The sequence below is a fragment of the Nocardioides sp. YIM B13467 genome, assembly GCF_042788075.1.
Lineage (GTDB): Bacteria > Actinomycetota > Actinomycetes > Propionibacteriales > Nocardioidaceae > Nocardioides.
Window position 1 is genome coordinate 2,577,433 of the sequence record NZ_JBHZPJ010000046.1, and the last position, 20,520, is coordinate 2,597,952.

Below are 20,520 nucleotides of genomic sequence, written 5' to 3' on the forward strand. Positions count from 1 at the left end.
ATCCCGCTTGACCTGGGGTGATTCCAGGTCAAGCGGGATCCGTACGTCATCCGCGGGCCGCAGTTCGCCTTCCCAGGTAGGCGAGGCAGGCGACGGCGAGCGCGACGCCCCACAGCGGCCACAGCATCTCCGGGGCCCAAGCCGCCCAGTCCGAGGTGGCACCGGGGACCGTCCACAGGTCGCCGGCGAACACCATCCGCCAGAAGGACAGCCCGGCGGAGGTGACGGCGGCGGCGACCAGGATGCCGGGCACCAGGGCCATCCCGACCGGGACCGGACGGCCGCCCACCCGGGGCACCCACGACCAGAAGACCTCGCCCCAACGGGCCGACAACCCCCAGGTCAGCAGGGCCCCGACGACCGCGAAGAGCGCCAGGCCGAGGCCGGCCCACCTCCCCGAGCCGAGCTCGTCCAGCATCTCCTGCCTGACCCCGAGCGGCAGGCCCACCGCCCAGGCGAGCCGGGTGACGGCGTAGAGGAGAGGTACGACGACCGCGACCGCGACTGCCGGGCGCCCCCAGCGCGCCCAGCGGCCCCAGTCGATCCGGCCGTCCGGTTCGGCCCGCTCCAGCAGGCCGACCCCGGCGACCACGGTGGCCAGTCCGCCGACCGCGTGCGCGAGGGCCGTGCCCGAGTCGAGCGTGACGTCCCAGCTCAGGTGTCCCGCGGCCGGTCCGAGGCCGACGAGCGCGAGCAGCGTCTGCGGCAGATAGCCGAGGAACGACAGCGCGCGTACGTCGGAGACGACCAGCGCGACCACGAGACCGACCACGACCAGCAGCCAGCCGGCACGCCGCTGCGCGATCGGCCCCCGGCCGACAGCTCCCATCACCCCGGCAGCAAGCACCAGGAGCGCGGCGAGGGTCACCATCCAAGACATCTGGGTGCCACTGAGGCCGCCGAGCGGCGAGGCCGCCTCGGGCGCCCACGGGTCGGGGATCCGGCCCAGGAGCGCGAGCCCGGACAGCGCACCGAAGGCGAGCGCCCAGGCACCGGCCAGCCAGGGCGCGGCGCGGCGTACGGACGATCGTGGGTGCGTACGTTCCATCGTGGTGCTCATCGGGTCGTCACCCCCTGAGCGGTCTCCCAGCGCCGGCCGACCGTGCGCAGCAGCGCCGGGTAGACGACGAGGTAGCGGAACGGCTTGATGAACCTCATGTAGGCGTCTCCGAGCATCCCGTTGGGCCGCACCAGCACGCTCATCTGCGCGCTGTACCCGTCGGGCGAGCTCTCGTCCTCGACCCAGCCGAGGTGCAGGACACCGTGCATCGTGCGGTTGGCGATCTCTGCGGCGTACTCCCGATCGGTCAGGTAGAGCGGCTGGAACGGGCTGTCGTCGCGCGCCGGCGCGGGGTGGTCACGGAGGTCATCCGGCAGCCGGTCGCGCAGCGGGGCGACGCGGCGGCCGAGGCCGTGCTCGTCCTCGTCGGCGCCGAGCATCCGGCCGAGCGCCCAGCGGACCGCGAAGAGGAGGCGGTACGCCGCCGGGAAGTCGCGGTCGTCGCTGCTCATCATCGCCTCGACGAAGGCGCGGAAGTCGTCGGGTCCGCCCTGGACCGGGAGGGCCCAGACGTCCTCGAGCTCGAAGTCGTGGGTGATCTCGTGGATGCGCCAGGACTGGCAGGAGTAGGCGCCCGACGGTATCGGGCCCGTCCGGATCGGGCTGAGTCTGATGGGTGCGTGTGTGGTCATGTCTCCACACTGGTCCGCGCGCGCCGGCGGTTCGTCGCCCTCAGGTCGCGGGCCTCTCAACCTCTGGGATGAGACTCAGCTCCGGGGACCGACCAGCCCCGTCTCGTACGCCAGCACGACCGCCTGCACCCGGTCGCGCAGTCCGAGCTTGGCGAGCACGTGGCCGACATGGGTCTTCACCGTCGCCTCGGAGAGGTGGACGCGGCGGGCGATCTCGGCGTTGCTGTCGCCGGTGGCGAGCTCGAGGAGCATGTCGAGCTCACGCGGTGTGAGGGTTGCCCGGATGTCGGCGACCCGACCGCTGTCAGGGGCCGGCACGGTCGCCACATGCTCCAGCAGACGGCGCGTCGTCGACGGCGCAACCACCGCTTGACCTGCGTGGACGGTGCGGATCGCGGCCACGATCTCCTCGGCCCGGGCGTCCTTGAGCAGGAACCCGCTGGCCCCGGCCCGGATCGCCGGGAACGCGTAGTCGTCGAGATCGAACGTCGTCAGCGCGACCACCCGCGTGCCCGGCTGCTCCGCGGTGATCGCGGCCGTCGCCTGGATCCCGTCGAGGCGGGGCATCCGCAGGTCCATGAGGACGACGTCGACCCGCTTCGTACGCACCAGGGCGAGCGCCTCGTGACCGTCGGCCGCCTCCCCGGCGAGCTCGAGGTCCGGCTGGCTCTCCACCATCATCCGGAGCGCCGAGCGCATCAGCTCCTGGTCGTCGACGATCGCGACACGGATCGGGGTCTCTGGGGTCTCCGGCTCGCTCACGTTGCCGATGGTCGCTCGCTGACGCTCGCTCATAGCGGCATCATGGCGCGCACGCGCCAGCCCTCGTCGCTCGGCCCGGCCTCGAGGGTCCCGCCCACCGCCGCCACCCGTTCGTGCATCCCGCGCAGACCGCGGCCGGGCGGGCGCTGGATTCCCACGCCGTCGTCGCTGACCTCGATCGTGAGGTGGCGTGCGGTGCGGGTCACCGACACCGTCGCGACGGCTCGCGAGCCTGCGTGGCGGGTGACGTTGGTGAGCGCCTCCTGCACGACGCGGTAGGCGGTCAGCCCGACGGCAGGCGCGACCGGACCGGGCTCGTCCGCCTCGAGCCGGACCGTCAGCCCTGCCGCACGCATCCGCTCGACGAGGTCGTCGATGTCGGCCAGCCCCGGTTGCGGCTCGGTCGAGGACTCGCCGCCGAGAACGCCGAGCAGCCCGCGCATCTCCATGAGCGCCTCCCGCCCCGTGGTCGCGATGGTGTCGAGGATGCCCGAGGCGCGTTCCGGCTGCTGCCCGACGACCATCCGGCCGGCCTCGGCATGGCTGACCACGACCGCGAGCGAGTGCGCGACCACGTCGTGCATCTCGCGCGCGATGCGCTGGCGCTCCTCGGCGGCGGCGCGGTCGGCGAGCTGGTCGATCCACGCGGCCCGGGTCGCCCGGAACCTGCCGAGCGCCCATGCCGCCACCGTGGCCGCCACCGTCGCGGTGGCCACCATCAGCCACCACGTCCACCCCTGCAGACCGGTGCCGTCGAACCGTGACAGACGTACGACGGTCAGCAGGCATCCCACCAGCCCGATGCCGAGCACGATCCCCGGCCACGGTCGCCGGTCCTGCGCACTCACGGCGTAGAGCAGCACGAAGAAGCACAGGCTGCTGGGCAACAGCACCGGGCCGTAGGCGCTTCCCGCCGCCTCGGCCGTCGGCCCGCTCAGATCCGGCGCGGCCACGAGCACCAGCTCGGCCAGTGCCCCGACGGCGTACGACGGCAACGGCCAGCGCCGGGCGGTGGCCACGGCGGCGTGAAGCGCCACCAGCGCGACCAGGAGCGCGATCTCCCACGCCGTGCTGACCTCGCCGTCGACGACCGAGGCCCACCCGACCGGCAGCAGCACCAGCGCCAACGCCGCGGCCAACGCGACCTGGCCGGCGTCCCCGAGCCAGCGGGGTCCGGGAGCGGCTGCCACGGTCATGGGCTCACCCTAGTGCTGCCCGAGAACGCCCGCAGGCCCTCTCCGATCGGAGAGGGCCTGCGGGTTGTCCCGGCTCAGCGGGACTGTCGACGAAGCGTCACATGCTGCGCGGACCGGTGGCGTCGTCGCGCTCCTTCTCGGTCATGCTGCGCGACTTCAGCAGGCTCAAGATGGTGGTGATCGCCAGGATGCCGACGATCACGCTGAGGGAGACCTCGATGGAGACCTCCGGGGCCCACTCGACGTGGTGGCCACCGTTGATGAACGGCAGCTCGTTCTCGTGGAGCGCGTGGAAGACGAGCTTGAGACCGATGAACCCGAGCAGGATCGCCAGACCGTAGGACAGGTAGACGAGCCGCTCCAGCAGACCACCGATGAGGAAGTAGAGCTGACGCAGACCCATCAGCGCGAAGATGTTGGCGGTCAGGACCAGGTAGGCCTCGTTGGTCAGACCGTAGATCGCCGGGATCGAGTCGAGCGCGAACAGCAGGTCGGTGGTGCCGAGGGCACAGATCACCACGAACATCGGGGTCGCGATCCGCTTGCCGTTCTCACGGATGAACAACTTGGCGCTGTCCCAGCTCGAGGTGAGCGGGATGTGGCGTTCGAGGAACTTCACCACGGCGGGCTCCTCGTACTCGTCCTCGTCCTCGCCGCCCTCCATGGCCAGCTTGACCGCGGTGTAGATCAGGAACGCGCCGAACAGGTAGAAGACCCAGCTGAAGTTCTCGATCGCCGCCGCGCCCACGGCGATGAAGATGCCGCGGAAGACCAGCGCCAAGATGATGCCGATCAGCAGCGCCTTCTGCTGGAACTGCCTCGGCACCGCGAACTTCGACATGATGATGATGAAGATGAACAGGTTGTCGACCGACAGCGAGTACTCCGTCAGCCAGCCCGCGAAGAACTCCGTGCCGTACTTCGGGCCGGAGAACACGAAGACACCGATGCCGAACAGGATCGCCAGGCCGATGTAGACGCTCAGCGCGACGATCAGCTCCCGACGCGAAGGCTCGTGCGGACGCCGGCCGATGACGAGCACATCGAAGAGCAGCACGGCGCTGGCGATGCCGATGGTCAACCACCAGATGAGAGGGGAGACGTCCACGAAGGGACTCCTTAGATCGTGAGGCAGAGCGGTTCTTTGGGAAGGTTAGGCGACCGAGGTCAAACCTTCGAAGTCGTAGCGGGCGCGGCGTCCATCGACGGCATCGGCGACAGAACCGGAATCGGCGTACGGCGGCACACCCACCCGAGTTGTATGACAAGCGCGCAACCAGTCTAACAAGTCACACCCTCGCCACTCCACATGATCCCAGCCGCGGACAACCAGATGAGTCGGCGATCACAGCGTGGATGGCTGGACCTCAACCGGACTTGATGTTTTAGCGTCACTGCCAACAGAGAGAGGAGGGGGTGTGAGCGACACACTCACCGACCAGTTCAAGGCCGGCTTCCGTCGATATCCCACCGGCGTGGCCATCGTCGCCGCCTCGACCGAGACGGGACCCGTCGGGGCGACCGTGTCGAGCGTGGCCTCGGTCAGCGCGAACCCGCCGATGCTGTCGTTCTCGGTCTCCCGGTCCGGGCGGTCCGGGCCGGCACTCACCGGGAGCGACCGTCTCGCGGTGCACGTCCTGACCGAGTCCCAGGCCCACGTGGCCGCAGCCTTCGCCGACCGGACCGCGCCGCGATTCACGGTCGCACAGGGCTGGACGCTCCCGCACGGGGAGCCGCCGGTCCTGGACGACGCCGCGACCAGCTTCTACGGACGCGTGGCCCGCGTCATCCCCGCCGGCGAGGCGTGGCTGGTGCTGCTCGAGGTCGACACGGTCAGCCTCGGCGAGTCCGCCGACCCGCTCCTGCACCACGACCGGAACTACTGGTCGCTCGGCCCCTCCGTCAGCACCCTCCCGCTCGGCCGCATCCTGCCCGAGAAGGCTTCCTGACCGTCGACCCCGACGGCCGCTCCACCACACCACCGAGAGGAACCATCATGCGTCTGTTCGCTCCCACGATCGAGGTCTCGGCCCACTGCGACCTGCCCTGCGGCGTCTACGACCCCGCCCAGGCCCGCATCGAGGCCGAGTCCGTCAAGGCCGTCATCGCCAAGGCCCTGGACAGCGACGACCCCGACTTCCGCACCCGCGCCATCGTGATCAAGGAGCAGCGCTCCAACCTGGTCAAGGAACACCTCTGGGTGCTGTGGACCGACTACTTCAAGCCCCCGCACTTCGAGGCCTACCCCCAGCTCCACACCCTCGTCAACGAGGCCACCAAGCTCGCCGGCGCCTCCGGCACCAAGGGCACCCTCGACCTCGAGGTCGCCGACAAGCTGCTCGCCAAGATCGACGAGATCGCCGAGATCTTCTGGGCGACCAAGAAGGCCTGAGGAACGAAGGCCGACTTGCGAGAAGCCAGATCACTGCGTCAGCCGGGATCTGAAGGCAAGAAGGCCTGAGCCCCTCTCGACACAGCCCGTACGTCACAGCCGCTCCGTTCACGGAGCGGCTGTGGTGCGTTAACAGCGCGGCGAGGCCGGTCTCGTTGCATAATCGTCGGGACTCCCACAGAAGGACTGACAAACCCAGATGCCCCAGGTCGAGCTGCGCCTTCCCGCAGAAGGCGCTTACGTCTCCGTGCTGCGTACGACCACCGCCGCACTCGCCGCGCGCCTCGACTTCACACTCGAGGACATCGAGGACCTGCGGATGGCGGTCAGCGAGGCGGCGGCGATCTGCCTGGAGTGCGCTGCGGAGGCCGCTGACCTGGACGTCGTCTTCGACCTGGGCGAGGACACCATCGGGGTCACCGTGACCACGACCTGCGACGCCGAGGCCGAGATCGACGAGGAGAGCTTCGCCTGGCAGGTGCTCACCACGCTGGCCAGGGAGGTCACCGCCACCCCCGACGGTGATCAGCTCAGGATTTCCCTGGTCGCGGGAGCGACCCCGCTTGGAGCCGCGCGCTGACATGGCGCAGGAGACGATTCGGTCGTCGAGGTCCAGGAGCACCAGCGAGGTGGATGACGCCCGCGCGCGCTCCCGCGAGCTCTTCAGAGCCCTAGCCGGGCCGGACCTGCCCGACGCGGAACGGACCGCCGCTCGCGACGAGCTGGTCCACCTCAACATGGCGCTGGTCGAATACTGCGCCTCCCAGTTCTACGGCCGCGGCGAGCCGCACGAGGACCTCGTCCAGGTCGGCGTCGTGGGCCTCCTCAACGCCGTGGACCGCTACGACCTCTCCCGTGACGTGGAGTTCTCGACGTACGCAGTACCCACGATCCTCGGCGAGATCAAGCGCTACTTCCGTGACAGCCGGTGGGCCGTCAGCGTGCCGCGCCGCCTTCGCGACCTGCAGCAGAACCTCCGCGACGCCACCGCCGAGCTCTCCCAGGAGCTCGGCCGCTCCCCCACGGCCCGCGACCTCGCCACCCGGCTCGGGGTCAGCCTCGAGACCGTCGTCGAGGGTCTGGAGTCCAGCAATGCGTACGCAGCGCTGTCCCTCGACTCCGAGAGCGACGAGACCGCGCCGATGCTCGACTCGCTGACCGCCCACGACCTGCGCCTGGACGACGTCGAGGTGCGGGAGTCGATCAAGCCCGTGCTCGACAGCCTCTCCGCACACGAGAAGCAGGTGCTGATGCTGAAGTTCTTCCGCAACAAGACCCAGACCGAGATCGCCGCCGAGCTCGGAGTCTCCCAGATGCAGGTATCCCGGTTGCTCAACCGCTCGCTCCTCCAGCTCCGCAAGGCGCTGGAGGAGGACTAGCTCAGCGCTCCTCGAGCGCCGCGATGCTCGGCGGCGCGAAGATGCCGACGAGGGCGACGACCGCGACCAGGGCCAGTCCGCCCGCGAGCGCGAGGTCCTCACGCAGGTTCCAGGCCAGACCGAGCACGATCAGCTGGACGAGCACCAGCGGCGCGCGCGCCCACGACTCCAGTCGCCAGAACATGAAGGCGCACCAGCCGATGCCCGCCGCGCAGAGCAGGAAGAACAGGCCGCCCGCGATCGCGGTCGTGAGCGAGGCGGCGTCGGGGATGCGTACGAACTCCAGCGCTCCCCAGAACAGCATCGCCGCGGTCTCGACGCCTGCGGCGATCACGGTCAGCAAGAGAGTCCAGGGGCGATGCGGCGCGGTCACTTCAGCAGCCTAGGCCATGTCCGTACACTGGGCCTCACGGGCGTGAAAGCGACGAGAGCATACACCACCGGTTTTGCGGGTAACTCACCGCGTTACCGAATTGTCTAGCCCCAGGAAGACTGAGTGTTACGGTCCGGTGACGAACCAGACACTGGTTAGGGGTTGTTTCGGCGTCCATTTCTTGGAACTCTAGAGACCAGCACGCACGTGAAGACATTCACACATCCCCGCCACGTGCCGACTCGCAGGGTCTCGAACCACCAGGGCCTTGCCCATCCTACGTCAGAAAGAGGGTCTACCCAGCCATGGATTGGCGCCACCGTTCGGCTTGTCTCGATGAAGACCCGGAACTGTTCTTCCCCATCGGAAACACCGGTCCGGCCATCCTCCAGATCGAGGAAGCCAAGCAGGTCTGCCGGCGTTGCGACGTCCGGGAGCAGTGTCTTCAGTGGGCTCTTGAGGCCGGTCAGGACCACGGCGTGTGGGGTGGACTGAGCGAGGACGAGCGTCGTGCGCTGAAGCGCCGCAACGCCCGCTCCCGTGTCCGCACCGCCGTCTGACCAAGCCCTAGAGGCCATCAACCCCTAGCGATCCACCTAGAGCTCCAACGGCAGCTCGACCGCAGCTCTCGCCCCATGGCCATCAGGCCGGGGCCCCAACGAGAGCCGACCCCCGAGTTCGCCTTCGACGAGAGTCTTCACGATCGACAACCCCAAGTTTGTCGATGTGTCGAGACTGAACCCGTCGGGTAGTCCATGACCGTCGTCCTCGATGGTCACCTGGAGATGCCCGGCGGGTTGCTGTCGTACGGACATCACGATCTTGCCGGTCTCGGGATCACCTGGACCGTTGCCGCGGTAGCCGTGCTCGACTGCGTTCTGCAGCAGCTCGGTGACGATCATCGCCATCGGCGTGGCCACCTCCGAGGGCAGCGACCCGAACGAACCCTCCCGGCGCACGCGCACGGCGACGCCGACCGAGGTGACCTCTCCGACCATGGAGGCGAGCCGGTCGGCGATCTCGTCGAACTCGACGGTCTCCTCGACGGCCTGCTGCGAGAGGATCTCGTGCACCAGTGCGATGGATCCGACACGCCGTACGGCCTCGTTCAGCGCATCTTGTGCGACACCGGAGTCGACCCGGCGCGACTGCATCCGGAGCAGCGCGGCCACGGTTTGTAGGTTGTTCTTCACTCGATGGTGGATCTCGCGGATCGTCGCGTCCTTGGTGACGAGCTCACGATCGCGTCGGCGCAGATCGGTGACATCACGCAGCAGCACCAGCGCACCGATCGCCTCGCCACGTGGCCGCAGCGGGATCGAACGCATGATGATCGCCATCACCCCGGTGTCGATCTCGGTGTCGCGGTGCGCCCGACCGCCGAGGACAGCGCTCAGCGTCTCCTCGTCGGGGCGCTTGCGCGGCGGCACCAGGGCGCGGGTCATCCCAGCCAGGGACTGGCCGGCGAGGTCGCCGGAGAGCCCCAGCCGGCGGAAGACGGAGAGCGCGTTGGGGCTGGCGTAGTCGACGACGCCGTCGGCGTCCACCCGCACGAACCCGTCTCCCACCCGAGGAGTGTCGGTGTGGTCGCTGCGCTGGCCCACCGCCGGGAAGTAGCCGTTGGCGACCATCTGGGTCAGGTCTGCGGCGGTCTGCAGGTAGGACAGCTCGAGCTTCGAGGGCGTGCGTACGCCGAGCAGGTTGGTGTTGCGGCTCAGCACCGCGATGATGCGGCCGGCGCGGCGTACGGGGATGGTCTCGACCCGCACCGGGAGGTCGTCGCGCCACTCCGGGTCACCCTCACGGACGAGCCGGCCGGCGTCGACGGCGTCGTCCAGGGTGGCGTGGCGCCCCTTCGGCACGAACATGCCCACGATGTCGTCCACATAGGCCGTGGGACCGGTCGTGGGACGCATCTGACCGGCCGCCCAGAAGCCGTTCCCGGACTTGTCCGGAAGCCACAGCACCAGGTCGGCGAAGGAGAGGTCGGCCAGGATCTGCCAGTCGGCCATGAGCAACTGAAGCCACTCGACATCATCGCTGTCGAGTTCGGTGTGGCTCTGGGCGAGCTCACTCAGGGTGGGCACGCGGACAGCGTAGATGTAGACCTTGGTAGGGCATTGCGCGGGTCGGTGGTCGGCGCGTGGCCGGGTTTGGCAGGATGTTCCCCATGTCGGAGGCGTACTGGCGGGAGGTTCACTCAACCGGTCTCGCCGTACCCACCGACCGGCCGCTGGGCGACCTCACCATCGAGCTCACCCGGATGCTCGGCGACCCGGACCCGGACGTACGCAGCGGGCTGGCCGTGCCGGCCCTGTCGACGTGGATCCAGCGCGGTGTCTACGACGACCTGCTCGGGGGTCTGGGCGACGGCATGGCGGCCGGCCTCGTGGTCGGTCTCGGCGACTCCGGCAACAACGGCGTCTTCCGCCGGGCCTCCTCGGTCGAGGCCCTGGCCCAGTGCATCGCCCGCGACAACGCGCGCTCGCTGGTGCGCGCGGAGAAGGTGCTGGAGTGGGGCGACCGGATCGCCACCTGGCTGCTGCGCGAGCGCGACCTGCGTGCCTTCGTCCCCGAGCGTGGCTGGGCCCACGCGGTCGCCCGCGGTGCCGACGCGCTCGGCACCCTGGCCGCCTCCGAGCACCTCGGCAAGCCCGAGCTGACGGTGATCCTCGACGTGGTCGCCGACCGAGTGCTGGCCCGAGGAGACACCATCTACGCTCACGGCGAGCCCGACCGGCTGGCGGCGGCCACGATGTCCGTGCTGCGCCGCAACCTGGTCCCGCTCAACATCATGGAGCCGTGGATCAACCGGATCGTCACCGTCGCCACCGCCACCCCGGAGACGCCCGACCGCGACCCGTTCCTGCTCACCGGCAACGCCGAGGCGTTCCTGCGGGCCCTCTACATCCAGCTCGCGCTCAGCAACGACATCCCGCAGATCCGCGGCGACCTGCTGCTGGTCGTCGTCGCGGCCCTGAAGAAGTCGAACGCCACCTACCTGACCTGAATCTCAAGCGACATCGTCACCGCGAGGCACGAGCGGAGACGAGACGCAGACGAGATCGAGCGAGCGCACGTCCGAGCCTGCGAGGACGTGACTGCGGGTCGAGATTCGCCCTCCCGCACCTGGGTTTGAGAGACTGTCCCGAGGCCCCTCGGGGTCTACGTACCCCAATGGAGGAGATCATCATGGGCAAGACTGGCCGCAAGCGCCGCGCGCGCCGCAAGAAGGGCGCGAACCACGGCAAGCGCCCCAACGCCTGACCGCTGTCCCTCTTAAGGGTCAGAGCTGTCAAGACGTAAGAGCCCCAGCCAATCGGCTGGGGCTCTCGTCGCGTCTGGGGCCGGTTCAGGACCTGGTGCGGAGCTCCTGGATCTGAACCATGATCTTCGCGCGCAGGTCGCCCGGAGCGACCTCGGTGCACGAGCGCGCCACGACCGCCTTGACGATGCGCTGCTGGTCGTACGTCTCCAGGCAGGGGTTGCAGCTCTGCAGGTGGAGCTTGACCTGGTCGGCATCCGCCGCGGTGAGCTCGTTGTCGATCAGGAAGACGATCTGCTCGAGGAAGTCCGCGCAGTCGGTCGGTGACGCGTCATGTTTGTGGGCACTCATGACGCACCTCCACGAGCGCCGGTGAGGTCGTTGGTGCGGACGTAGTCCGAGAGAAGATCGCGCAGCTGGCGCCGGCCGCGGTGAAGCCGCGACATCACGGTGCCGATCGGGGTTTCCATGATCTCGGCGATCTCCTTGTAGGCGAATCCCTCGACGTCGGCGAGGTAGACAGCGAGCCGGAACTCCTCCGGGAGGCGCTGCAGCGCGTCCTTCACCTGAGAGTCGGGCAGGTGCTCGAGCGCCTCCATCTCCGCGGACTTCAGACCGGTCGAGCTGTGCGACTCGGCCCGCGCCAGCTGCCAGTCCTCGACGTCCTCGGACATCGACTGCTGCGGCTGGCGCTGCTTCTTGCGGTAGGTGTTGATGAAGGTGTTCGTGAGGATGCGGTAGAGCCAGGCCTTCAGGTTGGTGCCGGGCTTGAACTGATGGAAGGAGGAGTAGGCCTTGGCGAACGTCTCCTGCACCAGGTCTTCCGCATCGGACGGGTTGCGGGTCATCCGCATCGCCGCCGAGTAGAGCTGGTCGAGGAATGGCAGCGCGTCCCGCTCGAAGCGCAGCGCGCGCTCCTCGGGAGTCTCGGTGGCCAGGTCGACGACCTCGTCCGTCTCAATGTTGTCGCTCATCACGTCCCAGGGTACGCGCGCGACCATCGGGGCGCTCATCGGCGACATGTTCTCCACCGGGCGTTCGAGCAGAATGGTCATGTTGCGTGAACGCCACGGCGGCCGCCAAACATTCCCGTCAGACGATGACCTCGCGGACCAGCCACTCCAGGGTGGACTCGACCAGGATCGCGTCGGCGTCGGCCTGCGTGATCGGGCCACGCTTGCCGACGACGAGGGAATGGTCGGCCCCCGGGATCGGGGTGACCTCGATCCCCTCCGGGAACTCCTCGGGCTTGCCGAACCTGTCCCGCGTGCCCTGCAGCACCAGCGTCGGCACCCGGGACTCCAGCAGCTCGTAGGCGCGCGAGATGCCCGGCTTGGCGATCGGGTGCAGGGGGAAGGCCAGGCACAGCGCCCCCGCGGCGCCGAACCCGCGTGCCGTACGGACCGCCGAGCGGGCACCGGCGGAGCGGCCTCCGACCACCAGCGGTGTGCGCACCCGCATCCAGTTGGCGGCCAGCGTCAGCGCAGCGTCGAGGGACTTGGGCGGGGTGGCCACCGGCTTCCCCTTGACCCGCCAGGGCTGCTCGAAGCGGACCACGGTGATGCCCTGGGCCGGCAGAGCGTCGTTGAGCGCCATCAGGTCGTGGGTGTCGATGCCGTTGCCGGCGCCGTGGGAGAGCAGCAGGGTCGCCTGTGGTCGCCGCGCCCGGCGGGTGTAGAGCCGCCCCTGTCCGTAGGGCGTGTCGATCATCTGCGTCGTGGTTCCACCCATGTCATCCCCAGGCTTCCTCGATCGGCAGCGGCTCGACGAGCTCGCGGCCGTTGTTGCGTACGTTGCTCACCAGCGTCGAGACCGGGTAGGCCTCCAGCCGGCCGGGCGCCGCCGGGGTCAGCAGTTCCAGGTCGCCCGGACGGGCCGGGTCGAGCCATTGGTCCCAGCGCTCACGTTCCACCATGAGCGGCATCCGGTCATGGATCCGCCCCAGGGAGTCCTCCGCCTCGGTGGTGATCACCGTGCAGCTCCACAGCCACCGGCTGGGGTCGTCCTCGGCCTTGGCGGGGTCGGGCCACAGCTCGTAGAGCCCGGCCATCGCCAGCACTCCCCCGTCCTTCGGAGTGATGAAGTAGGGCTGCTTGCGGGGCTTTCCTTTCGCGTCCTTTGCCTCGGTGGCGTACCACTCGAAGTAGCCGTCGGCCGGCAGCAGGCAGCGACGCTTGGCGAAGGCCCGCCGGTAGGCGGGCTTCTCGCCCACCGTCTCCATCCGGGCGTTGATCATCCGGTTGCCGATCTTGACGTCCTTGGCCCAGGACGGGACCAGGCCCCAACGTACGGAACGGAGCTGGCGCTCGGTGGAGGCGTCGTCCTCTCGCGGCGGGCGCTCGAGGACGGCATAGACATCGTCGGTCGGGGCTACGTTGTAGCTCTCGGTGAGCGGCTCCTGCAGGCGCAGCTCATCGATCTCGAACTCCTCGGCCAGCTCGTCGGGTTGGCGGCTGGACGCGTAACGACCGCACATACGTTCACCTTAGCGCCGCGCGACAGTGGTGTTCGGAGGTATTTCTAGGCTCCGCGGGCGAGCTCGTCGAGGAGGATGCCCGCTGACCGGTCGTTCTCCGGGAGTCCCTCGATCCAGATCCGGTCGGCGCTGTGCTCGACCATCCGCTTGAGGAGCCCGAGCCGCTTGACCAGCGTCTCGTCACGGGGGGCGACCACGACCATCCGGCTGTGGCCGACCTGTCCGACGGCAGCCGCGGTCGCGAAGACGGTGCGGGCGGTCTGGCCGAGCAGCGACATCCGGCGGGCGGTGGCGATGCTGTCGGTCTTCCCGCCGGGGGCGCCCGGGAGGTGGGCGTCGGTGACGACCAGCGCGTGGCTGCGCGCCGTGGCCTCCCGGTAGAGGTCCGAGATGCGCTCACGCAGGTGCGCGAGGGTGGCGAGGCCGGTGAGCGGGTCGGCGCAGGAGATGGTGTGCAGGTAGCCCAGCGTCGCCTCGCTCCAGGCGACGGACAGCGCGTGCACCTCGACGAAGGCCGGGTCGCGATCCTCCATCGCCTGGGTGGTCATCCGAAGGTCCTCGAGGCACTCCCCGAGGGACACACCTGACCCGGCGAGGTCGTGGCCGGCGACCCAGCAGGCCTCGGCGACGTAGTTGCTGCGCTCGACGAGCGCCTCCGCGACGGCCTCGAACCGCGGCGGGAGAGCCGCGCGCTGCTCGTCGGAGAGCTCTGTGACCTCAGGCGAGGTGGATGCAGGCGCACGCCGACCTCGGGAGAACAGCCGCACGACTCACCTCTTTCCTCGTGTTTCCTGGCGTTGGTGTCGTTCCTTGTCCGAAGTTGCTGGGTCATGGATACAGTGGTGCGCGCGCTGATCTACCGCGTGCCCACATGGACTTGACGTACGAAATCGGCAACCATGACGCGGTAGCGACCCACATTTTCTGGGTTTCGCGAAACTTGTTGTCAGATCCGGGGAGGGGGCGTGACGTGCGGGCTTCCGCAGTCGTTAGCACATCGCATGTCTCCCGTTGGCGCAACCCGCGTCATACCTCCGTCCTTCTAACGTCTCTGATGCTGTGAGCGAATCGACCCCCACCTCTCTACCTACCCTCGACGCCCCTGGCGACGCCGAGCTGATCACCGCTGTCCGCGGCGGTGACCTGGATGCGTACGGGACGCTGTTCGAGCGCCATGTCGAGGCCGCCCGCCGCCTCGCCCGCCAGCTGGTGTCGCCCGGCGACGCCGACGACCTCGTCTCCGAGGCGTTCGCCAAGGTGCTCAACGTGCTGCAGAGGGGCGGCGGCCCGGACCTGGCGTTCCGCGCCTATCTGCTGACGTCGCTGCGCCGGCTCCACGTGGACAAGATCCGGGCCGCCTCGAAGCTGACCACCACCGACGACCTGACCCCGTTCGACCCGGGCGTGCCGTTCGAGGACACCGCCGTGTCGGGCTTCGACAACCAGGCCGCCGCGAAGGCGTTCCAGCAGCTTCCGGAGCGCTGGCAGCAAGTGCTGTGGCACACCGAGGTCGAGGGCCAGAAGCCGGCCGAGATCGCGCCGATGCTCGGCATGTCGGCCAACTCGGTCTCTGCGCTCGCCTACCGAGCTCGCGAGGGCCTCAAGCAGGCGTTCATCTCGATGCACGCTCAGGACGCCGTCGAGGAGGCCTGCGCCACCACGCGCGCCAACCTGGGTGCCTACATCCGCAACGGTCTGTCCAAGCGTGACTCGACGAAGGTCGACGACCACCTGAAGGACTGCCGACCGTGCACCGCGATCTACCTCGAGCTCACCGAGGTCAACTCCGGGATGGGCGCCTGGCTCGCCCCGGCTCTGCTCGGCGCCGCGGGCGCGGGCTACCTCGCCGTCGGAAGTGGCGTTGCCGCCAAGGGTGGCGTGGTGCTCTTCTTCGGGCGGGTCAGGGACTGGGTGCTGGGCGATCCCGTGGGACGTACGGTCGGTGCGGGTGCTGGTGTCGCGGCCGCTGCGGCCGTGGCCGCGGGGCTCGCGCTCACCGGCGGTGACCCGGCCCCGAAGGTGCCGGCCGCCGAGGAGCCTGCCGCCGAGGCGCCGGCCGACCCTGCTCCGGCTGACCCGGCCGCCCCGGCCGCACCTCCCGCTGACAATCCTGCGGCGCCGCCGGCAGCGGCGCCTCCCGCCGACCAGCCGGCCGACCAGCCCGCTGACACGGCTCCTGCCCAGACGCAGCAGGCGCCGGTCATCAACCAACCGCTGTCGACCGTGAACGGGCAGCCCGGTGGCAAGACCGTCATCGACCTGACCCAGGGAGCCACCGACGCCAACGGCGACCCGCTCTCGGTCAAGGAGGCCACTGTCGCCTCCCCCGCCCACGGCACCGTCACCATCGGCGGCGCATCGACCTCCGGCGGTAAGGGCGGCAGCGTCAGTGGCGCGATCTTCGGCGGTCTGCGGATGGCCGGCGAGCCCGTCACCACGGTGACCTACCAGGCCGACATCGGCTGGCGGGGCACCGACACCATCGAGTACGTCCTCACCGACGGCAACGGTGGCGAGGTCGCCGGCACCGTCGACATCGCCACCCCCAACGCCGACCCGAAGGCCGCCAACGACGCGGCCACGGCGACGGTGACCGGCGGCAACGGAAACGGCCAGGGCAACAACGGGAACGGCAACGGCAACCCGCCGAGCTCGGCCAAGACCACCATCGACGTGCTCGCCAACGACGCCGACGACAACGGCGACGCCCTCGAGCTGGTCGAGATCGTCGAGAAGCCCGCGCACGGCACGGCCGAGATCGTCGACGGCAGGGTCGTCTACACGATGACCGCCGGCTACGACGGGGCCGGCGACACCTTCAGCTATCGAATCTCGGATGGCCACGGCGGCAAAGACGTCGGTGCTGTGGAGGTGACCTTCGAGCAGGCTCCGAAGAACGACCCAAAAGTCGGGGTTAGCCACCGTCACGAATCGGGCGTGGGCGGTGTCTTCATCATTCCCGGCGTCTCCGACCTGCACGCGTACGAGGACGTCGTCGTCTCCGTCGACGGCCTCCCCGAGGCTGCCGAGGGCCAGTCGACGATGCTCCGGATCACCATGACCGGCGTGGCGTCGCCCTACTTCGGACCTGGTTTCGCCTGGTCGGCCTGCGGCGCTCCCGCCACCACGATGCCCGTCAACGGCACGGTCACCCACGAGTGCACGCTCTCCGGTGACGGCGAGGCCGCCCACTTCGCCTTCATCCCGCAGTCGGGCGCGACGTGGACCTTCGAGGCGAGCATCGAGCCCACCGGCTACGAGGACGGCGACACGACCAACAACACCGCCTCGACCAGCGGCACCGCCGCCCCGGAGCCGACGCCGACGCCCACTCCGACACCCACCCCGACGCCGACTCCCAGCGAGACGCCGGACGTGCCGCAGGTGCCCACGCCGCCGACGACTCCCGACGTACCGCAGGTGCCCACGCCGCCCACGACTCCCGACGTGCCGCAGGTGCCGACGCCGTCCTCGGACCTTCCCAGCGTCCCGGGCAGTCCCAGCGGCAGCCCCTCGCTGCCCGAGGATCCTGAAGTGCCCAGCGCCAGCGCGACGCCCGAGGTCGAGCGCGGCGCCGCAACGGGCGGCCTGACCTGGAAGGGTTTCCTGAAGGCGCTCGGGATCGAGTGATTTCATCCCTGGTGACCGACGGCCGCCTCTGCTCGCGGAACCTCTAAAGTTGGACCTGTGACTACCACGACCGACCGTTCCGCTGACCCTGCCAACGGGCCGGCCGACCCCTGGCCGGCGCCCCGTGCGCGCGGTCCGGTGACGGCGACGGTGTCGCTGCCCGGGAGCAAGTCGCTCACCAACCGGGCGCTGGTTCTCGCCTCGATCGCGGACGGGCCCAGCGTCGTACGTCGTGCGCTTCGGTCCCGCGACACGCTGCTGATGGCGGCAGCGCTGACGTCGTTGGGGTCACAGGTGGACACCTCGGGAGACGACTGGGTCGTGACTCCTGGGGCGTTCGGCGCCGATGCCGACGTCGACTGCGGGCTGGCGGGGACGGTCATGCGGTTCGTACCTCCGGTGGCCGCGCTATCCACCGGCACGGTCGCCTTCGACGGCGACCCGCACATGCGCAAGCGGCCGGTCGGCGAGGTGCTCCGTGCACTTCGCGATCTCGGCGTGGACATCGAGGGCGACGGTCTGCCGTTCACGATCCAGGGGCAGGGCGGCGTGCCCGGCGGGACCGTGGTCGTCGACGCCTCGGCCTCGAGCCAGTTCATCAGCGCGCTGCTGCTCGCGGGTGCGCGATACGAGCAGGGTGTGGACGTACGCCACGACGGCAAGCCTGTGCCGTCGCTCCCCCACATCGACATGACGGTCGCGATGCTGCGCGAGCACGGCGTCGCGGTCGACGACTCTGACGCCAACCGATGGACGGTGGCACCAGGACCGATCAAGGCGCTGGACCGCACCATCGAGCCGGATCTGTCCAACGCGGCCCCGTTCCTGGCCCTGGCCGCGGTCTCGGGTGGCACCGTGACCGTGCGCGACTGGCCGCAGGCCACCGACCAGCCGGGCGACCAGCTGCGCGAGGTGCTCTCGCTGATGGGCTGCGAGGTGCGGGTCACCGACGACGGGCTGACCGTCACCGGGCCGGAGCGGCTCACCGGGATCGACCTGGACATGCACGACATCGGCGAGCTCACCCCCGCCGTCGCGGCGCTGTGCGCGCTCGCCTCGACGCCTTCGCACCTGACCGGCATCGGCCACATCCGTGGCCACGAGACCGATCGGCTCGCCGCCCTCGCGCGCGAGCTGGGTGCGCTCGGGGCTGACGTCACCGAGCATCCCGACGGGCTGACGATCCGGCCGGCGGCTCTGCACGGCGGGGTGTTCCACACCTACGCCGACCACCGGATGGCCCACGCCGGCGTGATCATCGGGGCTGCCGTCGAGGACGTCCTGGTCGAGAACATCACCACCACCAGCAAGACCTTCACCGACTTCGCGCCCTTCTGGGCTGGTCTCTTCTGAGCATCTGATGGCGAAGGCACAGCGACGCTACGGGACCGAGGACGTCGAGCACTACGACCGTCCCCGGCGCCGCACCCGGCCGCGGACGAAGGACCGGCCCAGCTACGACGAGGCCGACCTCGGGCGAGTGATCACGGTCGACCGTGGGCGGTTCACCCTGGTCATGGACGAGGCCCCCGACGTCGAGGTGTGGGCGGTCAAGGCCCGCCCGCTCGGCCGCAAGGGCGTCGTCGTGGGCGACCGGGTGAAGGTCGTCGGCGACACCTCGGGCGCGGAGGGGGCGCTGGCACGGATCGTCGAGCTCGAGCCCCGGGAGACCGTGCTGCGGCGTACGGCCGACGACGACGACCCCGTCGAGCGGGTCGTGGTCGCCAACGCCGACCAGCTGGTGATCGTCACCGCGATCGCCGACCCCGAGCCGCGCACGGGGTTCATCGACCGCGCGCTGGTGGCTGCCCTGGAGGCTGGCATCGACCCGCTGCTGTGCATCACCAAGGCCGACCTGGCCGACCCGGAGTCGCTCGTCTCGATCTACCGGACGCTGGGGGTGCCGTGGGTGGTGACCGAGCGGGGCGGCGACATGAGCGCGCTGCAGGAGAAGCTCGACGGACGTACGTCGGTCCTTCTCGGCCACAGCGGCGTGGGCAAGTCGACGCTGGTCAACGCGATCGTTCCCGACGCCGGCCGCGAGGTCGGGCACGTCAACGCGGTCACCGGCCGGGGGCGGCACACCTCCACGTCGGCATTGATGCTGCGGCTCCCGGGGGCCGGCTGGATCATCGACACCCCGGGGATCCGTACGTTCGGGCTGGCTCACGTCGAGCCGGAACGGCTCATCGTCTCCTTCCCCGATCTGCAGGAGGCGACGGCCGAGTGCCCGCGCGGCTGCTCGCACGCCGCCGATGCGCCGGAGTGCGGCTTGGACATCGCCGTCGAGGACGGCAGGCTCGATCCGGAACGGGTCGCCTCGTTCCGTCGCCTGCTCGAGGCGCGCTCGGTGCCGACGTACGCTCTCTGACCTGGTCTAGTCCCCCAATGCCCCGACCGGTGTTTTCGTGGGGAACCGGTTACCAGGGGAGGGTTCGCACGGAGAGCGGAGCCACTAGAGTGGATCCTCGTGGCGAGCACTCCTGACTACAACGACGACCTGCGGCTGGCGCACCTGCTGGCCGACGACGCCGACTCGCTGTCGACGTCGCGGTTCAAGGCGCTCGACCTGCATGTCATGACCAAGCCCGACCTGACCCCCGTCTCGGACGCGGACAAGGCCGTGGAGGAGTCGATCCGGCGTACGCTCTCCCGCGCGCGTACGCGCGACGCGATCACCGGCGAGGAGTCGGGATCCTCCGGCTCGTCCAGCCGCCGCTGGATCGTCGACCCGATCGACGGCACGAAGAACTTCGTGCGCGGTGTGCCGGTCTGGGCGACCCTGATCGCGCTCGCGGTCGACAACGAGGTCGTGATGTCGGTCGTCTCCGCGCCCCAGCTCGGGCGGCGCTGGTGGGCGGCGAAGGGCCAGGGCGCCCACACCGGCAAGTCGCTGATGAAGTCGACCCGCTGCCAGGTCTCGGACGTACGCCGCCTGGAGGACGCCTCGATGTCCTACTCCTCGCTGCACGGCTGGGAGGAGCGCGATCGGCTCGAGGACTTCCTGGCGCTGATGCGCAGCTGCTGGCGCACCCGCGCCTACTCCGACTTCTGGTCCTACATGCTCGTCGCCGAGGGCGCGGTCGACATCGCGGTCGAGCCGGAGCTCGAGCTCTACGACATGGCCGCGCTGGACATCATCGTGCGTGAGGCCGGCGGCCAGTTCACTTCGCTGGCCGGCGACCCGGGACCGTGGGGCGGCAACGCGCTGGCCACCAACGGTCACCTGCACGACGCCGTGCTCTCCTTCCTCGGCGGGTTGCCCGACGGCAACAACGACGCCGACTGGCCGGCCGCGCAGCCGGGATCCGTCACCGCGTTCCGCCGTCCGGGGACCGAGTAGGCGCGTTCCGGA

At 69.7% G+C, this 20,520-nt stretch carries 23 protein-coding genes; 11 read left to right on the plus strand and 12 right to left on the minus strand.

The window, feature by feature from the left end; translation table 11 throughout:
* Nucleotides 1-46: 46 nt before the first annotated feature.
* The 5 genes from ACFX43_RS19425 to ACFX43_RS19445 form a co-directional block, all read right to left on the minus strand.
* Nucleotides 47-1,060, minus strand: a complete 1,014-nt coding sequence (locus ACFX43_RS19425; protein WP_378832750.1) for a hypothetical protein — start codon at nucleotides 1,058-1,060, stop codon at nucleotides 47-49.
* A complete protein-coding gene (locus ACFX43_RS19430) occupies nucleotides 1,057-1,692 on the minus strand; it encodes a DUF2867 domain-containing protein (protein WP_378832753.1) in 636 nt (211 codons plus the stop codon). The genes ACFX43_RS19425 and ACFX43_RS19430 overlap by 4 nt, the downstream gene beginning before the upstream one ends.
* Before the next feature lie 75 nt (nucleotides 1,693-1,767).
* A complete protein-coding gene (locus ACFX43_RS19435; protein WP_378832759.1) occupies nucleotides 1,768-2,487 on the minus strand; it encodes a response regulator in 720 nt (239 codons plus the stop codon).
* Nucleotides 2,484-3,650: a sensor histidine kinase gene (locus ACFX43_RS19440; protein ID WP_378832767.1), complete on the minus strand. Its 1,167-nt coding sequence runs from the start codon at nucleotides 3,648-3,650 to the stop codon at nucleotides 2,484-2,486. Before ACFX43_RS19440 ends, ACFX43_RS19435 begins: the two co-directional genes overlap by 4 nt.
* A gap of 97 nt (nucleotides 3,651-3,747) precedes the next feature.
* Complete coding sequence (locus tag ACFX43_RS19445) at nucleotides 3,748-4,758, minus strand: TerC family protein (protein ID WP_378832774.1); 1,011 nt, start codon at nucleotides 4,756-4,758, stop codon at nucleotides 3,748-3,750.
* Nucleotides 4,759-5,068: 310 nt separating this feature from the next.
* Here ACFX43_RS19445 and ACFX43_RS19450 point away from each other — a divergent pair, with 310 nt between their 5' ends.
* The 4 genes from ACFX43_RS19450 to ACFX43_RS19465 all read left to right on the plus strand — a co-directional run bounded on the left by ACFX43_RS19450 (nucleotide 5,069) and on the right by ACFX43_RS19465 (nucleotide 7,421).
* Nucleotides 5,069-5,599 (plus strand): flavin reductase family protein, encoded by a 531-nt coding sequence (locus ACFX43_RS19450; RefSeq protein WP_378832781.1) that lies wholly within the window; start codon nucleotides 5,069-5,071, stop codon nucleotides 5,597-5,599.
* 47 nt (nucleotides 5,600-5,646) lie between these two features.
* Nucleotides 5,647-6,042 carry a superoxide dismutase, Ni gene (sodN, locus tag ACFX43_RS19455; protein WP_378832785.1) on the plus strand — a complete coding sequence of 132 codons (396 nt, stop codon included), beginning with the start codon at nucleotides 5,647-5,649 and terminating at the stop codon, nucleotides 6,040-6,042.
* A gap of 199 nt (nucleotides 6,043-6,241) precedes the next feature.
* A complete protein-coding gene (locus tag ACFX43_RS19460) occupies nucleotides 6,242-6,622 on the plus strand; it encodes an anti-sigma factor (RefSeq protein ID WP_141803066.1) in 381 nt (126 codons plus the stop codon).
* 49 nt (nucleotides 6,623-6,671) lie between these two features.
* A complete protein-coding gene (locus ACFX43_RS19465; protein WP_355019181.1) occupies nucleotides 6,672-7,421 on the plus strand; it encodes a SigB/SigF/SigG family RNA polymerase sigma factor in 750 nt (249 codons plus the stop codon).
* Between the two features lies 1 nt (nucleotide 7,422).
* Here the strand turns inward: ACFX43_RS19465 and ACFX43_RS19470 are convergent, their stop codons facing one another.
* Nucleotides 7,423-7,794 carry a hypothetical protein gene (locus ACFX43_RS19470; protein WP_378832798.1) on the minus strand — a complete coding sequence of 124 codons (372 nt, stop codon included), beginning with the start codon at nucleotides 7,792-7,794 and terminating at the stop codon, nucleotides 7,423-7,425.
* A 305-nt stretch (nucleotides 7,795-8,099) separates the two neighbouring features.
* Between ACFX43_RS19470 and ACFX43_RS19475 the strand changes: the two genes are divergently transcribed.
* A complete protein-coding gene (locus ACFX43_RS19475) occupies nucleotides 8,100-8,354 on the plus strand; it encodes a WhiB family transcriptional regulator (RefSeq protein WP_008362075.1) in 255 nt (84 codons plus the stop codon).
* Nucleotides 8,355-8,390: 36 nt separating this feature from the next.
* Here the strand turns inward: ACFX43_RS19475 and ACFX43_RS19480 are convergent, their stop codons facing one another.
* Entirely contained in the window at nucleotides 8,391-9,881 is a 1,491-nt protein-coding gene (locus ACFX43_RS19480) for a sensor histidine kinase (protein ID WP_378832812.1), read from the minus strand.
* Nucleotides 9,882-9,964: 83 nt separating this feature from the next.
* Between ACFX43_RS19480 and ACFX43_RS19485 the strand changes: the two genes are divergently transcribed.
* Together ACFX43_RS19485 and ACFX43_RS19490 are read left to right on the plus strand one after the other, a co-directional pair.
* Nucleotides 9,965-10,804, plus strand: a complete 840-nt coding sequence (locus ACFX43_RS19485) for a DUF2785 domain-containing protein (RefSeq protein WP_160027663.1) — start codon at nucleotides 9,965-9,967, stop codon at nucleotides 10,802-10,804.
* 182 nt (nucleotides 10,805-10,986) lie between these two features.
* Nucleotides 10,987-11,061 carry a 50S ribosomal protein bL37 gene (locus ACFX43_RS19490; RefSeq protein WP_369797015.1) on the plus strand — a complete coding sequence of 25 codons (75 nt, stop codon included), beginning with the start codon at nucleotides 10,987-10,989 and terminating at the stop codon, nucleotides 11,059-11,061.
* Between the two features lie 85 nt (nucleotides 11,062-11,146).
* On the opposite strand, the gene rsrA is transcribed toward ACFX43_RS19490, so the two are convergent.
* From rsrA to ACFX43_RS19515, 5 genes are all read right to left on the minus strand, one after another.
* On the minus strand, nucleotides 11,147-11,410 hold the full coding sequence (gene rsrA / locus ACFX43_RS19495) for a mycothiol system anti-sigma-R factor (RefSeq protein ID WP_355019184.1): 264 nt from the start codon (nucleotides 11,408-11,410) through the stop codon (nucleotides 11,147-11,149).
* Complete coding sequence (locus ACFX43_RS19500) at nucleotides 11,407-12,060, minus strand: sigma-70 family RNA polymerase sigma factor (protein ID WP_378841023.1); 654 nt, start codon at nucleotides 12,058-12,060, stop codon at nucleotides 11,407-11,409. The genes rsrA and ACFX43_RS19500 overlap by 4 nt, the downstream gene beginning before the upstream one ends.
* 91 nt (nucleotides 12,061-12,151) lie before the next feature.
* Entirely contained in the window at nucleotides 12,152-12,790 is a 639-nt protein-coding gene (locus tag ACFX43_RS19505) for an alpha/beta family hydrolase (protein WP_378726580.1), read from the minus strand.
* A gap of 1 nt (nucleotide 12,791) precedes the next feature.
* On the minus strand, nucleotides 12,792-13,535 hold the full coding sequence (locus ACFX43_RS19510; RefSeq protein ID WP_378832831.1) for an SOS response-associated peptidase: 744 nt from the start codon (nucleotides 13,533-13,535) through the stop codon (nucleotides 12,792-12,794).
* A gap of 44 nt (nucleotides 13,536-13,579) precedes the next feature.
* Nucleotides 13,580-14,302, minus strand: coding sequence for a hypothetical protein (locus ACFX43_RS19515; protein WP_378832836.1), 723 nt, complete (start codon nucleotides 14,300-14,302; stop codon nucleotides 13,580-13,582).
* Nucleotides 14,303-14,594: 292 nt separating this feature from the next.
* Between ACFX43_RS19515 and ACFX43_RS19520 the strand changes: the two genes are divergently transcribed.
* The 4 genes from ACFX43_RS19520 (at nucleotide 14,595) to ACFX43_RS19535 (ending at nucleotide 20,508) form a co-directional block, all read left to right on the plus strand.
* On the plus strand, nucleotides 14,595-17,165 hold the full coding sequence (locus ACFX43_RS19520) for a sigma-70 family RNA polymerase sigma factor (RefSeq protein ID WP_378832841.1): 2,571 nt from the start codon (nucleotides 14,595-14,597) through the stop codon (nucleotides 17,163-17,165).
* A 57-nt stretch (nucleotides 17,166-17,222) separates the two neighbouring features.
* Nucleotides 17,223-18,518, plus strand: a complete 1,296-nt coding sequence (aroA, locus tag ACFX43_RS19525) for a 3-phosphoshikimate 1-carboxyvinyltransferase (RefSeq protein ID WP_378832846.1) — start codon at nucleotides 17,223-17,225, stop codon at nucleotides 18,516-18,518.
* Between the two features lie 7 nt (nucleotides 18,519-18,525).
* Nucleotides 18,526-19,536, plus strand: coding sequence for a ribosome small subunit-dependent GTPase A (rsgA, locus tag ACFX43_RS19530; RefSeq protein WP_378832856.1), 1,011 nt, complete (start codon nucleotides 18,526-18,528; stop codon nucleotides 19,534-19,536).
* Between the two features lie 99 nt (nucleotides 19,537-19,635).
* Nucleotides 19,636-20,508, plus strand: a complete 873-nt coding sequence (locus tag ACFX43_RS19535; RefSeq protein WP_355019191.1) for an inositol monophosphatase family protein — start codon at nucleotides 19,636-19,638, stop codon at nucleotides 20,506-20,508.
* Nucleotides 20,509-20,520: the final 12 nt, after the last annotated feature.